This is a genomic window from Nocardia arizonensis (assembly GCF_001310275.1).
Taxonomy (GTDB): Bacteria; Actinomycetota; Actinomycetes; order Mycobacteriales; family Mycobacteriaceae; genus Nocardia; species Nocardia arizonensis.
This window is the reverse complement of the sequence record NZ_LGYZ01000048.1, coordinates 76459-90020: the sequence shown is the minus strand read 5'-3', so window position 1 is coordinate 90020 and position 13562 is coordinate 76459. Positions and strand designations below refer to the sequence as shown.

The window sequence follows — 13562 nt, the reverse complement described above, 5'->3', positions numbered from 1 at the left end:
GCGCCGCGGGTTCGTCCGACGCCGGTCGGGAGTCGCTGCGCGGTACGGGATTCATCGTGCGCCTCCTACTGTCTGCGCCGGTTGCCGCGGTTCGGCCCACGCGGTCGACTTCGCGGGATCGAAGGGACAGCCCCCCAACCGCAGATGATCGAGGTACTCCTCGCGGAAGTACTTCAGTGAGGACAGGATCGGGCTGGCCGCGCCGTCGCCGAGCGCGCAGAACGACTTGCCGTTGATGCTGTCGCTGATGTCGAGCAGTTTGTCCGTATCCGATTCGGTGCCGCGCCCGGCCTCGATCCGCTTCAGCAGCTGGACGAGCCAGTAGGTGCCTTCGCGACACGGCGTGCATTTGCCGCAGGATTCGTGGGCGTAGAACTCGGTCCAGCGCAGGACCGCGCGCACGACGCAGGTGGTCTCGTCGAAGATCTGCAAAGCCTTGGTGCCCAACATGGAACCCGCGGCGGCGACGCCCTCGTAGTCGAGTGGGACATCGAGGTGTTCCTCGGTGAACAGTGGTGTGGACGATCCGCCCGGGGTCCAGAACTTCACCCGGTGACCCGCGCGCACGCCTCCCGCGTAACCGAGCAGTTCGCGCAGGGTGACCCCGAGCGGCGCCTCGTACTGGCCAGGTCGGGTCACGTGCCCGGACAGCGAATACAGTGTGAAGCCCGGCGACTTCTCACTGCCCATGCCGCGGAACCAATCCGTGCCGTTGCGGATGATCGGCCCGACGCTGGCGATGGATTCGACATTGTTCACCACCGTCGGGCACGCGTAGAGTCCGGCGACGGCCGGGAACGGCGGACGCAGTCGCGGCTGACCGCGCCTGCCCTCGAGCGAGTCGAGCAGCGCGGTCTCCTCGCCGCAGATATAGGCGCCCGCGCCCGCGTGCACGATGAGTTCGAGGTCGTATCCGTAGCCGAGGATGTCGCGTCCGAGCAGTCCGGCCTCGTAGGCTTGGGCGACCGCGGCCTGCATGCGCCGCAGCACCGGTACGACCTCACCGCGCAGATAGATGAACGCCGTCTCGGCGCGAATGGCGTACGCCGCGATGATCACGCCCTCGATGAGGGTGTGCGGGCTGGCCAGCATGAGCGGAATGTCCTTGCAGGTCCCTGGTTCCGACTCGTCGGCGTTGACCACCAGGTAGTGCGGTTTCACGCTGCCGTCGGGTCCCGGACCCTGCGGAATGAATCCCCACTTCATGCCGGTGGGGAAGCCCGCGCCGCCGCGACCGCGCAATCCTGCGTCCTTGATCAGCTGGATGATCCGGTCCGGTTCCATGCGCAGCGCGGTGCGCACCGCGAGATAACCGTTGCGGCGGCGATAGCTGTCGATCGTCCAGGACTGCGGATCGTCCCAGTGTTCGGTGAGTACTGGTGTGAGTGTCATCGCGTCACCTCCGCGTCCGGGTCGGGGGCCGACATACCGAGTTCGCGCGCGACGTGCAGTCCGGCCAATGACGCCGGACCGGCGGCCCCGTCCAACGCGCCGGGGCGTTCGTCCGGGAACCCGGCGAGGATGCGCGCGGTCTCCTTGAACGTGCACAGCGGCGCGCCGCGCGTCGGGCTCACCCGCTGACCCGCCCGCAGCGCGTCGACGACGGCGCGAATGGATTCGGGGGTCTGATTGTCGAAGAACTCCCAATTGATCATGACGACCGGCGCGAAATCGCACGCCGCGTTGCATTCGACGTGTTCGAGGGTGATCGAACCGTCGGCCGTGGTCTCACCGTGCCGGATGCCGAGATGTTCCTCGAGCGCGGCCAGAATGGCGTCGCCGCCCATGACCGCGCACAAGGTATTGGTGCAGACCCCGACGTGGTAGTCGCCGGTCGGGGTGCGACGGAACATGGAGTAGAAGGTGGCGACCGCGGTCACCTCCGCGCCGGTCAGCTCGAGCAGATCCGCGCAGAATTCGATGCCGGTGCCGGTGACGTGCCCCTCCTCGGCCTGCACCAGGTGCAGCAGCGGCAGCAGCGCCGAACGCGGATGCGGGTAGCGCGCGATGATCCGCTCGGCATCGGCCTCGAGGCGGGCGCGCACGAACGGCGGATACGGTTCGGGCCGCGCGCTGAGTTTGAGCAGGATCTCGGTCACCGGTCGACACCACCCATCACCGGGTCGATGCTGGCGACGGAGGCGATGACGTCGGCGACCATGCCGCCCTCGCACATCGCCGCCACCGCTTGCAGATTCGTGAACGAAGGGTCGCGATAGTGCACGCGGAACGGCCGGGTGCCGCCGTCGCTCACCATATGGACGCCGAGCTCGCCGCGCGGAGACTCCACCGCCGTGTACACCTGTCCCGCGGGCACCCTGATGCCCTCGGTGACCAGCTTGAAGTGGTGGATCAGGCCCTCCATCGAAGTGCCCATGATGCGGCCGATATGGGCGGGGGAGTTGCCCAGGCCGTCGGGGCCCAGCCGCAGGTCCGCGGGCCAGGCGATCTTCTTGTCGTCGATCATGACCGGACCCGGGCGCAGCTTGTCCAGGCATTGCTCGACGATCTTGAGCGATTCCTTCATCTCCTCCACTCGGATCAGATAGCGGCCGTAGCAGTCGCAGCCCTCGGTGGTGGGAATGTCGAATTCGTAGCTCTCGTAACCGCAATACGGCTGCGCCTTGCGCAAGTCGTGCGGCAGACCGGTGGCGCGCAGCACCGGTCCGGTGATGCCGAGCGCCATGCAACCGGTGAGGTCCAGATAGCCGACGTCCTGGGTGCGCGCCTTCCATATGGGGTTCTGGGAGAGCAGATGTTCCATGTCGCGCAGCCGTTTCGGCATGAGCGCGAGCAGTTCGCGCACCTTCGGCACGCCGTCGTCGGGCAGGTCCTGGGCCAGTCCGCCGGGGCGAACGAAGGCGTGGTTCATGCGCAGGCCGGTGATGGTCTCGAAGACGTCGAGAATCAGCTCCCGTTCCCGGAATCCGAACAGCATCGGGGTGAGCGCGCCCATCTCCATGCCGCCGGTGGCCAGCGCCACCAGATGCGAGGAGATACGGTTGAGCTCCATGAGCATGACGCGGATGACGGTGGCGCGCTCCGGAATCCGGTCGGTGATGTCGAGCAGCTTCTCGACCCCGAGGCAGTATGCGGTCTCGTTGAAGAACGGCGAGAGGTAGTCCATGCGGGTCACGAAGGTGACCCCCTGCATCCAGGTGCGGAATTCGAGATTCTTCTCGATGCCGGTGTGCAGGTAGCCGATGCCGCAGCGGGCCTCGGTCACGGTCTCGCCCTCGATCTCGAGGATGAGCCGCAGCACGCCGTGCGTGGACGGGTGTTGCGGACCCATATTGACGACGATGCGTTCCTCGCCCGCGCCGCCGAGCACCTCGCTCACCTGGTCCCAGTCCTGTCCGGCGACGGTGACCACAAGGGGTTCGGACCCGGAATCACGCACGCCGGGCCTGGTGTGGATGTCGTTCACTAGCTGTACGCCCTCCGCTCGTCGGGCGGCGGAATGCGCGCGCCCTTGTATTCGACCGGGATCCCGCCGAGCGGGTAGTCCTTGCGCTGGGGATGGCCGCGCCAGTCGTCGGGCATCGTGATGCGCGTCAGCGACGGGTGTCCGTCGAAGAGGATGCCGAAGAAGTCGTAGGTCTCGCGTTCGTGCCAATCGGTGGTCGGGTACACGGCATACAACGACGGGATGTGCGGATCGTCGTCGGGCGCGCAGACCTCGAGGCGCAGTCTGCGATTGTGTGTGATGGACATCAACGGATACACCGCGTGCAGTTCGCGGCCCGCGTCGTCGGGATAGTGCACCCCGCTCACGCCGAGGCACAGTTCGAAGCGCAGCGCCGGATCGTCGCGCAGGGCGCGGGCCACCGCGACCAGATGTTCGCGACGCACATGCAGGGTGAGTTCGCCTCGGAACACGACGACCTTCTCGATCGCCCGCGCGAGGGTGATGGCCTGGGCGGTCAGTGCCGCGCGCAATGCTTCGGCGATCGCGTCGAAGTAGCCGCCGTAGGGGGCCGGGGCGCCGCCGGGCATGGTGACCGGGCGGACGAGTCTGCCGTAGCCGGAGGTGTCGCCGGTGCCGGAGATGCCGAACATGCCGCGCCGGACGCCGATGATCTCGTCACCGTGTTCGCCGGGGTGGTCGGGCGGCAGCGTGCCTTCCGGTCCCGCGGTCGCCGCGGCGTCGATCTCCGAGTCCGAGGGTCGGGTGTCGGTATTGTCGGGGGTGTCGAAGGTCATCGCAGCAGACCCTCCATCCTGATGGTCGGCGTCGCGGCGAGGGCGGCCTGTTCCGCGGCGCGCACGGCCTGTTCGCGGTTGACGCCGAGCGGCATCTCCTGAATCTTCGCGTGCAGTGCCAGAATCGCGTGGAGCAGCATCTCCGGTCGCGGCGGACAGCCGGGCAGGTAGATGTCAACGGGCACGACGTGGTCGACGCCCTGGACGATGGCGTAGTTGTTGAACATGCCGCCCGAGGAGGCGCACACGCCCATCGCCAGCACCCATTTGGGCTCGGTCATCTGGTCGTAGACCTGGCGCAGTACCGGTGCCATCTTCTGGCTGACCCGTCCGGCGACGATCATCAGATCCGCCTGGCGCGGTGAGGCGCGGAACGCCTCCATGCCGAAGCGCGCGATGTCGAAACGGCCCGCGCCGGTGGCCATCATCTCGATGGCGCAGCAGGCGAGACCGAATGTCGCGGGCCACAGCGAGCCTTTGCGCAGATATCCGGCGAAATCCTCCACCGTGCTCAGCAGGAAGCCACTGGGCAATTTTTCTTCGAGACCCATCCGTCTACTTCTCACTCTCGAAACGTGGGGCCGGGGAACCGATTCGGATATCAGTCCCAGCTGAGACCGCCCCGGCGCCATTCATAGGCGTAGGCCACCGAGACGTTGAAGATGAACAGGGCCATCGCCGCGAAACCGAACACACCGAGCGAATCGAAATGCACCGCCCACGGGTAGAGGAACACGATCTCGATATCGAAGATGATGAACAGCATCGCGGTGAGGTAGTACTTCACCGGAAAACGTTGTCCGGTAACGTTTCCCGGTCCGCCGGCCACGGCGTGCGGTGTCGGCTCGATACCGCATTCGTATGCCTCGAGCTTGGCGCGGTTGAAGCGCTTCGGGCCGATCAGCGAGGCCATGAGCACCGAGAACACGGCGAATGCGGCGGCGATCGCACCGAGGACGAGAGTGGGGAACTCCATGTTCACAACTGCGCTTGCCTCCTTACGAGCGAACCCCTCGTGCGCCGGGGGGCGGCTGACGGCTGATGCGACTTCGAGGCCGTTGTCCGCCTTGGCCGGACGCGCCCCTCGGCCTCGCTCCGCGCGGCGTGAGTCAGCGGAATCCGGGCATGCGAATTCATACCGGGCTCGCACTCGTGTGAGCTACAGCACAGCTTACCGCCGACCTTGTGACCGGAGACTTCTTTCACCGGTGGTCTTTGATCGAATTCGCGACTGAGATTCATGACTGAAACGTGGGTAATCGCTCATCGTCGTCACGTGACGGACATGGGCGTACCCGGCGGACGATCCGTTCCGATCATTCCTGATATGAGATACCGATCGGCTATCAACGAGGGTGGACTCGCGACGACTCGGCACACTCCCGATGCGCACCGCGCGAGCATTCGTGACAAGTTCTCATCGGTCGGCCGCGCGCGATCGACGCAACGCCAAGCCGTCGGTAATGCGCAATCGCTATTGATCAGGCGGCTATGTGGGAGCGCAGAAGATCGACCACCGCGGCGGTGAGCCGGATCGGATCGATGGGATGGGCCACCGCGGCCTCGGCGCGCGACCAGTTCGCCAGCCAGGCGTCGTCGGGACGACCGGTCAGCACCAGCACGGGCGGGCACTCGGCGATCTCGTCCTTGAGCTGCTTGGCGATTCCGAGTCCGCCCGCGGGCGTCGACTCGCCGTCGAGGATCGCCAGATCGATACCGCCCGAGTCCATGTGCTCGATCACGACCGGGGCCGTGGCGACTTCGACGTATTCCAGCGCCGGTAGTTCGGGATGCGGGTGTTTGCCCAACGCCAGTATCACCTGACGCCGGGTATCGGCGTCATTGCTGTAGACCAGCACCCGCAGCGCGGTGGAACGATTCGACTCGGCCACGGTGGGATGGTACGTCGGAGATGCGCCGGCCCGTGGCATGTTGGCGCAGAACCATTCGCGCGTCGGCCGCGCCGGACCTCCTCGGCGACGTCACGGTGTCCACCGTCGACCGGCGCGCAAGTGGCGAAACCTCAAGTCGATGCCGCCTCCGAAACACGAAGCCCGCCAATCCTTCCGAAGCCGGCGGGGGATCGTCTCGGCTGGGTGGGCGAGTGAGTGTCACGCCGACGGTGTGCTGTCGCCGGCGGACAGGGTGTGCCGGGCGGCCTCCACGGCGTTGTCGGCGAAGCGTTCGTAGTAGCGGCCGAGCAGGGTGGCGTCCACGGCGATCGCGATGTCCTGATCGCGATCGGTGGCGAGGATGGTGGCGAGGAGTTGTTCGTGGAGGCGGTCGACGGTGTCGTCCTGTGCGTCGAGGGCGCCGGCGGCGCCGGTGTCGTGGGACTCCAGCACCTCGGCGGCGCTGGTGGCGATCGCGACCGTGGCGGCGCCGAGGCGTTCGATCAGCGGCCGAGCCGCTTCGGGGACGGCGGCGGCGGGGTGCCTGCGGCGGGCGAGCTCGGCGATATGGGCGGCCAGCGCGGCCATGCGACGCAGGTTCGCGACCACTCGCAGAGCGGTCACGATCTCGCGGAGTTCGGCGGCGACGGGGAATTGCAGCGCCAGCAGTCGCAGGGCTTCCTGTTCGCATTCATAGCTCATGGCCTCGACGTCGCGGCCGATATCGATCGCCCGTTCGGCCTGCTCGAGGTCGGTGTCCAGCAGTGATCGGGTGGCGGTGGCGATCACGGCCCGGTCGCGCAGACATATCGTGTGCAACATCGCGACCAGTTGCGCGACCTCGTCCCGGTACCGGCCGCGCAACCGGCGCACGCGCCGCCCTTCGGGTTCATCGGGGTGCGAATACGGTTCCCGGGGGCGGTCGTGGTCCTGCCACGACAGGTCGCGCCAGGACTCGGTGATCGGCATGCCGCCGTCGAGCAGACGTTCCCGGACCCGGGCCAGGTCGGTTTCACGGGGCAGCTCGTGGGTGATGTGGGCGATCGCGACCGCGGCGTCGACCCGATTCGCGGGCAGGACACCGTGGGCGGCCAGTTCGGTGACCACCTGCTCGACCTCCGCCGGCGTGAGCCGACGGCCGAGGACCGCGAGCAAGGGCAGATAATCCTGGTCGGGAACACCGGCCGGGTAGCCGGCGCGCAACCAGGCGGCGATACGCGCCACGAACCGCGACAGCGCCATCCGCGCTACTCGGTTCCCGGTCGACCAGCCGCGGCACGCCGCGAGGTGATCACCTCAGCCATACCTGAGAGCGTATGCCGGAAGCACGCGCGACGCAGCCCAGGGACACGCCGGCGGATGACGCGCCGGATCCAGGGGGTCGCCGAAGGGGCCATTGGGATACCCGGCGACAGATCGGGGCGCGATTCACCCGGAACGGATGACGCTGCGTCGATCGCGCGATTCGTACTCTGATAACCCCGTCACAGCACGACCACTGTCCGACGGCAAGGCTTTGTTCGACAACCCCGCACGCATCCGCGAGCAGCCCCGGACGCCCTGGTCCACCTGGACGTCGACGGTGCCGTAACCGCCTGCTAGGCCAGCTCTGGCCCGGATCGAGAACGCAACACACATCGCAACGGCGACCGTCCGCGGTCGACCACCTCGACCACCAGACCGGAAAGACATCACGATGAATCGACAACTCCGCACCGCCATCGCCATCGATGACCGGCCCGCGCAGGTGGACGAATACGCCGCCGACCGTCTCGTCCGAATCCCGGCCCGCGACCGCGCCGCGGGCACTCAGATCTACTTCCGCGGCCCCGACAACGAGAAACTTCCCCTCGAATACGACATGACATTCCTGCTGTACTGGAACCCGAGCGGCAGCGGCTGGTTCCACCCCGTCGGTCTCTGGGACAACAGGGACGCGGGTCCGCACGACGACCTCACCAAGGACGCCATCCTCCAGTGGCGCATCCGCCCGCCCCGGCACGTGGGCGATCCCGCGCACACCGACAGCTACATGTACTTTCCCCTGCAAACCGGACTCGCCACCTGGTCGTGGCGCACGGTGACCCAGCGCAGAGGCGCCGACTACTACCTGTCGGTGGTTCCGGCCGATACTTCGAACTCCTGGCGAACCCGCGGCATCCGCCTGGCCGAGCGCTACGACGACGAGATCCGCTTCGCCCTCTATCTCGATTTCGCCGACAAGATCAACTCCTGGATTTCCGACGAGCACAACACCGGCAGTATTCGCATGGAGAACTCCCTCGACCACCGTGCCTCGCTGGTCGCGGTCCGCTACGGAACCGACCCCGACGATCCGTTCGGACCGCGGACCCGGTTCCTGAAACGCGGCTGGGACGACCTCCTCGGATGAATCCGAATTCGCCGGCGAACCACGAATACCGATCGGCCACGGCCGACGGCACCGCACCGGACAGTGTGCGGCGGTCCGGGCCGCGTTCAGGTCGGCGGACGCTGGAAAGCGTCGTCACCGACGACCGCGGCATCGAGCAGGTGGGTGAGGAACAGCCGGGTCGTCGGCGTTGGCGTCCTGGTGGTGATGGCATGCCAGGGTCGGTCGAGCGGCGTCCCGTCCACCTCGAGTAGGCACAGGGCCCCGGAGTCGAGGTCACCGACGATGGCGTCGCTGTGGATGAGGGTGATCCCGAGTCCGGCGCGGGCGGCGGCGAGTACCGCGCCGTGCGAGCCGAGGGTGAGGGTCGGCGGCGTGATGTCCAAGTGGTCCAACAGATCAAGAGTCGCATCACGGGTACCCGAGCCGCGACCTCGCAGCAACCACGTGCTGTGCAGCGGATCGCGGCCGTGACCGGGCGCGCCGACCACCACCAGGCGGCTCGGTCGCCGCGCCATGGTGACCAGGCCCGCGTCGCGCGGAGGACGCCCGGCGATGACGAGATCCGTTTCGTGGTGCTGCAATTCGAGGAACAGTGCGTCGCGGGGATGTACCGACAGGCTCAGCTCGACATCGGGATACCGCTCCCGGAACGAGGCCAGCGGCCGTAGGAGTACGTATTCGCCCGCGGTGGCGACCACGCCGATGCGTAGGCGCCCGGTTTCGGCGCGGCGCACGGCGGCCCGCGCCTCCTGCATCAACCCGAGGATGCTGCGGCAGTACTCGGCGTAGACGCGCCCCGCTTCGGTGAGGGTGATCCCGCGACCCGCCTTGGCGATGAGTTTCGCGCCGAGCTGACGCTCGATATGCGCCACGGCCGCCGAGACCGCGGCCTCGGTGACGTGCAATCGAGTCGCGGCGCGACGGATGCTGCCCTGGCGGGCGACGACCAGGAACGTTTCCATCCGAGTGGCGCTCACGTTACCCATTACTCGACGGTAACAAACTTGACGAAATGGTTGAGCTTCGCCAGGAACAATCAAATTGTTTGTGCTGGTGGAGCCCGTCATCCTGGAAATCCCAAGGCGCACAACGGCGCCCGGTGGGCTACCGCCAGGAGGAACGATGGCCGAAGAGAACGGACGCGACCGGTGGGATCCGGGTGTCCAGTCCTACGCGTCGATGGGCTACTACGCGCCGGATTATCGCCCCTCCGACACCGACGTGCTGGCCGTGTTCCGGGTCACCCCGCAACCTGGGGTCGACCCCATCGAGGCCGCCGCGGCGGTCGCGGGTGAATCCTCCACCGCCACTTGGACGGTGGTGTGGACCGACCGGCTCACGGCGCATTCGCGGTATCAGGCCAAGTGTTATCGGATCGACGAGGTGCCCGGCAGGCCGGGGGAGTACTTCGCCTACATCGCCTACGACCTCGACCTGTTCGAGGAGGGGTCGATCACCAATCTGACCTCCTCGGTCATCGGCAACGTCTTCGGCTTCAAACCGCTGCTGGCGCTGCGGCTCGAGGATATGCGCATTCCGGTGGCATATGTGAAGACCTTCCAAGGCCCGCCGCACGGCACGGTCATGGAGCGCGAGTACCTCAACAAGTACGGCAGGCCGCTGCTCGGCGCGACGATCAAGCCGAAACTGGGTCTGTCGGCGCGCAACTACGGTCGCGTGGTCTACGAGGCGTGCAGGGGCGGACTCGATTTCACCAAGGACGACGAGAACATCAATTCCCAGCCGTTCATGCGCTGGCGCGACCGATATCTGTTCGCGATGGAGGGCGTGAACCGGGCGATGGCGGAAACCGGTGAGATCAAGGGGCACTACCTCAATGTCACCGCCGCCTCGATGGAGGACATGTACGAACGGGCCGAATTCGCCAGAGAACTCGGCAGTGTCGTGATCATGATGGACCTCACCGTCGGCTACACCGCCATGCAGTCCATGTCGCACTGGGCGCGGCGCAACGGCGTCCTGCTGCATCTGCACCGCGCGGGGCATTCGACCTTCACCCGGCAGAAGACACACGGGGTGAGTTTCCGCGTGCTGGCCAAATGGTGCCGCCTGATCGGCGTCGACCATCTGCACGCGGGCACCGTGGTCGGCAAGCTCGAGGGCGATCCGGCGACCACCCGCGGGTTCTACGACACGTTGCGCGAGAACCACATACCGGTCAATCCGGCCAACGGCATCTTCTTCGACCAGGACTGGGCGAGTCTGCCGGGCGTCATGCCGGTCGCCTCGGGCGGTATCCACGCCGGGCAGATGCACCAACTGCTCGACCTGTTCGGCGACGACGTCATCCTGCAATTCGGCGGCGGCACCATCGGGCATCCGCTCGGCATAGCGGCGGGGGCCGAGGCGAATCGGGTCGCGCTCGAGGCGGTGGTCAAGGCGCGCAACGAAGGTCGGGATCTGCTGCGGGAGGGGCCGGATGTGCTGCGGCAGGCCGCGACACTGTCCCGTCCGCTCGACCTCGCCCTGTCCACCTGGGGCGATGTGACCTTCGACTACACCTCCACCGACGCACCCGACGCGGTGCCCACCGCGACCCGCTGACAGGACCCGCCATGTATCTGCGCCACGGAACCTTCTCCTACCTGCCGGATCTCACCGACGCCGAGATCGCCGCCCAGGTGCGCTACGCCCTGCTCAACAGCTGGCCGGTCTCCATCGAGTACACCGACGACCCACACCCCCGCAACGCCTACTGGGAGATGTGGGGCCTGCCGTTGTTCGACCTGGACGAACCCGACGGCGTACTCGCCGAGATCAATGGTTGCCGCGCCGCGTTCCCGCGGCATTACGTGCGGGTGCTGGCATACGACGCCCGCTACGGTCGCCAGAGCACCGCGTTGAGTTTCCTGGTCCAGCGCCCCGCCGACGAGCCGGGATTCCTGCTGGTGCGGACCGAGGGATCGGACCGGCGGCAGAGCTACGGCCTGCATGCCTATGCCACCGATCTACGCCAGGGATTACGGTATGACCGCTGAGCACAATGGATTCCGCCTGTATCGGCCCGGCGCCGACGCGCCTCGGCCGGTGCGGGTCGAGGAGGAACGCGCACCGGAGATCCTCGACGCGGACGCGGTGCTCGACCTGTCCACCGATATCGCCGGTGCCGACGTCGCAGGCACACTGACCCGGCTGGACTCCGAACTCGTCGGCCTGGCGAACGTCAAACGGCGAGTGCGCGAGATCGCCGCACTGCTCCTGGTCGACCGGGCGCGCGAACGGTTCGGCCTGGCCGCCGCGCGCCCCACCATGCACATGAGTTTCACCGGCGGCCCCGGCACCGGCAAGACGACTGTCGCGCTGCGGATGGCCCAGATGCTGCACGCGCTCGGCTACATTCGCAAACCCAAGGTGCACACGGTGACCCGCGACGATCTGGTCGGCCAGTACATCGGGCACACCGCGCCCAAGACCAAGGAGGCGCTGGCCCGCGCGGCGGGCGGGGTGCTGTTCATCGACGAGGCGTACTACCTGTTCCGGCCGGAGAACGAGCGCGACTACGGCCAGGAGGTCATCGAGATCCTGTTGCAGGAGATGGAAAGCGAACGCGCCAGTCTGGTGGTGATCTTCGCGGGCTACCCGGATCGCATGGACCGGTTCTTCTCCGCGAATCCGGGCCTGTCCTCGCGGGTGGCGCACCACCTGGAGTTCGACGACTACACCCACGCCGAACTGCTCGCCATCGCCGAACTCATGGTGGCCGAACAGAACTACAGATTCGACGACGAGGCGCGGACGGCGTTCTCCGACTACCTGACCCTGCGCATGGCCCGGCCGCGGTTCTCCAATGCCCGCAGCGTGCGCAACGCCATCGAGCGGTGCAGGCTGCGGCAGGCCAAACGGCTGGTCGACCTCGGCCGTCCGCTCGGTCGCGACGATCTGATCACGTTGACCGCGAGCGATATTCGTGGCAGCACCGTCTTCACCGACCGCGGCTCGGACGCGGAGGCCGCCGCGCCGGCCTGAGGAGATCGAGACATATGCCGCTGGGAATCAAGACCCTCACCCGCTACACGATCGAGGAAGAACACCGCCACCCCGGCTCATCCGGCGAGTTCTCGGCGCTGGTGAACGTGCTCGCGACGGCGACGAAGATCATCGCCAACCGGGTCACCCGCGGAGCCATCGTCGGGTCCTACGATCCGGACGAATCCGAGGCCGAGGCGGACCCGACCGCCCATCGCAGACTCGACGCGGTCGCCAACGAGGTGATGCTGTCGCAGACCCGCTGGACCGGACATCTCGCGGGTCTGCTGTCGGAGCAGATGCCCGCGGTGACACCGGTACCCGAGACTCATCGGCGCGGCAAGTATCTGCTGGCCTTCGACCCGCTCGACGGGTCGAGCAATATCGACGTCAACCTGCCCGTCGGCACCATCTTCAGTGTGCTGCGGGCGGGCGCGGCGGCGGGTCGCGAACTCGTCGACACGGACTTCCTACAACCCGGCGTCGAGCAGGTGTGCGCGGGTTTCACCCTCTACGGACCCGCCACCATGCTGGTGCTCACCACCGGCGACGGTGTCGACGGATTCACCCTCGATCGTGAGATCGGCGCGTTCGTGCTCACCCATCCGCGTATGCGGATTCCGCAGGACACTTCGGGTTTCGCCATCAACGCCGCCAACGACCGGTTCTGGGACCGTCCGGTGCGGCGCTACGTCCACGAATGTCTGGACGGCGTCGACGGCCCGCGCGGGCGCTATTTCAATATGCGCTGGGTCGCGTCACTGGTCGCCGACACCTTCCACATCCTGACCCGGGGCGGGGTGTACCTGTACCCGTACGACAGCCGCCCACCCACGCGACAGGGTCGGGTGGCGTTGCTGTACGGGGCCAATCCGATCGCCTTCATCGTGGAACAGGCGGGCGGGGCGGCCACCACCGGCACCGAGCGGGTACTCGACCTGACGCCGGATTCGGTGCACCAGCGGGTCCCGTTGATCTTCGGATCGCGCACCGAGGTCGAGCGCATAGAGCGCTATCACCGGGAACCCGAGGAGGGCCCGGGATTCGACCGGTCGCTGTTCGGCAGTCGATCGCTGTTCCGGCCCGCGGGCCACTGAGGAGATGTC

The 13562-nt window shown here is 67.1% G+C and carries 14 protein-coding genes; 5 read left to right on the top strand and 9 right to left on the bottom strand.

Going from position 1 to position 13562, the window contains the following annotated elements; all coding sequences use genetic code 11:
* Positions 1 to 51 precede the first annotated feature (51 nt).
* The 8 genes from nuoF to APZ21_RS07565 all read right to left on the bottom strand — a co-directional run bounded on the left by nuoF (position 52) and on the right by APZ21_RS07565 (position 7337).
* Positions 52 to 1392: an NADH-quinone oxidoreductase subunit NuoF gene (nuoF, locus tag APZ21_RS07600; RefSeq protein WP_054812514.1), complete on the bottom strand. Its 1341-nt coding sequence runs from the start codon at positions 1390 to 1392 to the stop codon at positions 52 to 54.
* Positions 1389 to 2099 carry an NADH-quinone oxidoreductase subunit NuoE gene (nuoE, locus tag APZ21_RS07595; RefSeq protein ID WP_054812513.1) on the bottom strand — a complete coding sequence of 237 codons (711 nt, stop codon included), beginning with the start codon at positions 2097 to 2099 and terminating at the stop codon, positions 1389 to 1391. The genes nuoF and nuoE overlap by 4 nt, the downstream gene beginning before the upstream one ends.
* Positions 2096 to 3427, bottom strand: coding sequence for an NADH dehydrogenase (quinone) subunit D (gene nuoD / locus APZ21_RS07590; protein ID WP_371852293.1), 1332 nt, complete (start codon positions 3425 to 3427; stop codon positions 2096 to 2098). The genes nuoE and nuoD overlap by 4 nt, the downstream gene beginning before the upstream one ends.
* The gene (locus tag APZ21_RS07585; RefSeq protein WP_174553571.1) at positions 3427 to 4203 is read right to left on the bottom strand and encodes an NADH-quinone oxidoreductase subunit C; all 777 of its coding nucleotides are present in this window, start codon (positions 4201 to 4203) and stop codon (positions 3427 to 3429) included. Before APZ21_RS07585 ends, nuoD begins: the two co-directional genes overlap by 1 nt.
* Positions 4200 to 4754 (bottom strand): NuoB/complex I 20 kDa subunit family protein, encoded by a 555-nt coding sequence (locus tag APZ21_RS07580; RefSeq protein WP_054812512.1) that lies wholly within the window; start codon positions 4752 to 4754, stop codon positions 4200 to 4202. Before APZ21_RS07580 ends, APZ21_RS07585 begins: the two co-directional genes overlap by 4 nt.
* A 50-nt stretch (positions 4755 to 4804) precedes the next feature.
* Positions 4805 to 5179 carry an NADH-quinone oxidoreductase subunit A gene (locus tag APZ21_RS07575; protein WP_371852295.1) on the bottom strand — a complete coding sequence of 125 codons (375 nt, stop codon included), beginning with the start codon at positions 5177 to 5179 and terminating at the stop codon, positions 4805 to 4807.
* Positions 5180 to 5684: 505 nt separating this feature from the next.
* Complete coding sequence (locus tag APZ21_RS07570) at positions 5685 to 6134, bottom strand: Rv3143 family two-component system response regulator (protein ID WP_082392911.1); 450 nt, start codon at positions 6132 to 6134, stop codon at positions 5685 to 5687.
* A gap of 180 nt (positions 6135 to 6314) precedes the next feature.
* The gene (locus APZ21_RS07565; RefSeq protein WP_054812509.1) at positions 6315 to 7337 is read right to left on the bottom strand and encodes a DUF3349 domain-containing protein; all 1023 of its coding nucleotides are present in this window, start codon (positions 7335 to 7337) and stop codon (positions 6315 to 6317) included.
* 454 nt (positions 7338 to 7791) lie between these two features.
* Between APZ21_RS07565 and APZ21_RS07560 the strand changes: the two genes are divergently transcribed.
* Positions 7792 to 8487, top strand: coding sequence for a hypothetical protein (locus APZ21_RS07560; RefSeq protein WP_054812508.1), 696 nt, complete (start codon positions 7792 to 7794; stop codon positions 8485 to 8487).
* An 86-nt stretch (positions 8488 to 8573) separates the two neighbouring features.
* On the opposite strand, the gene APZ21_RS07555 is transcribed toward APZ21_RS07560, so the two are convergent.
* Positions 8574 to 9455 (bottom strand): LysR family transcriptional regulator, encoded by an 882-nt coding sequence (locus APZ21_RS07555; RefSeq protein WP_239476531.1) that lies wholly within the window; start codon positions 9453 to 9455, stop codon positions 8574 to 8576.
* A 136-nt stretch (positions 9456 to 9591) separates the two neighbouring features.
* Here APZ21_RS07555 and APZ21_RS07550 point away from each other — a divergent pair, with 136 nt between their 5' ends.
* From APZ21_RS07550 to APZ21_RS07535, 4 genes are read left to right on the top strand one after another with little or no spacing between them, the layout of a single operon-like run.
* Positions 9592 to 11034, top strand: coding sequence for a form I ribulose bisphosphate carboxylase large subunit (locus tag APZ21_RS07550; RefSeq protein ID WP_054812506.1), 1443 nt, complete (start codon positions 9592 to 9594; stop codon positions 11032 to 11034).
* An 11-nt stretch (positions 11035 to 11045) separates the two neighbouring features.
* A complete protein-coding gene (locus tag APZ21_RS07545; protein WP_054812505.1) occupies positions 11046 to 11468 on the top strand; it encodes a ribulose bisphosphate carboxylase small subunit in 423 nt (140 codons plus the stop codon).
* Positions 11458 to 12456 (top strand): AAA family ATPase, encoded by a 999-nt coding sequence (locus APZ21_RS07540; protein WP_054812504.1) that lies wholly within the window; start codon positions 11458 to 11460, stop codon positions 12454 to 12456. The genes APZ21_RS07545 and APZ21_RS07540 overlap by 11 nt, the downstream gene beginning before the upstream one ends.
* Positions 12457 to 12470: 14 nt before the next feature.
* Positions 12471 to 13553 (top strand): class 1 fructose-bisphosphatase, encoded by a 1083-nt coding sequence (locus tag APZ21_RS07535; protein WP_054812503.1) that lies wholly within the window; start codon positions 12471 to 12473, stop codon positions 13551 to 13553.
* Positions 13554 to 13562: the final 9 nt, after the last annotated feature.

Excerpts from the sequence above, each read along its gene's own strand:
- nuoF (WP_054812514.1), bottom strand. The coding sequence starts at position 1,392 with ATGACACTCACACCAGTACTCACCGAACACTGGGACGATCCGCAGTCC.
- APZ21_RS07585 (WP_174553571.1), bottom strand. The coding sequence starts at position 4,203 with ATGACCTTCGACACCCCCGACAATACCGACACCCGACCCTCGGACTCG.
- APZ21_RS07580 (WP_054812512.1), bottom strand. The coding sequence starts at position 4,754 with ATGGGTCTCGAAGAAAAATTGCCCAGTGGCTTCCTGCTGAGCACGGTG.
- APZ21_RS07575 (WP_371852295.1), bottom strand. The coding sequence starts at position 5,179 with ATGGAGTTCCCCACTCTCGTCCTCGGTGCGATCGCCGCCGCATTCGCC.
- APZ21_RS07570 (WP_082392911.1), bottom strand. The coding sequence starts at position 6,134 with ATGCCACGGGCCGGCGCATCTCCGACGTACCATCCCACCGTGGCCGAG.
- APZ21_RS07565 (WP_054812509.1), bottom strand. The coding sequence starts at position 7,337 with ATGGCGCTGTCGCGGTTCGTGGCGCGTATCGCCGCCTGGTTGCGCGCC.
- APZ21_RS07560 (WP_054812508.1), top strand. The coding sequence starts at position 7,792 with ATGAATCGACAACTCCGCACCGCCATCGCCATCGATGACCGGCCCGCG.
- APZ21_RS07555 (WP_239476531.1), bottom strand. The coding sequence starts at position 9,455 with ATGGGTAACGTGAGCGCCACTCGGATGGAAACGTTCCTGGTCGTCGCC.
- APZ21_RS07550 (WP_054812506.1), top strand. The coding sequence starts at position 9,592 with ATGGCCGAAGAGAACGGACGCGACCGGTGGGATCCGGGTGTCCAGTCC.
- APZ21_RS07545 (WP_054812505.1), top strand. The coding sequence starts at position 11,046 with ATGTATCTGCGCCACGGAACCTTCTCCTACCTGCCGGATCTCACCGAC.
- APZ21_RS07540 (WP_054812504.1), top strand. The coding sequence starts at position 11,458 with ATGACCGCTGAGCACAATGGATTCCGCCTGTATCGGCCCGGCGCCGAC.
- APZ21_RS07535 (WP_054812503.1), top strand. The coding sequence starts at position 12,471 with ATGCCGCTGGGAATCAAGACCCTCACCCGCTACACGATCGAGGAAGAA.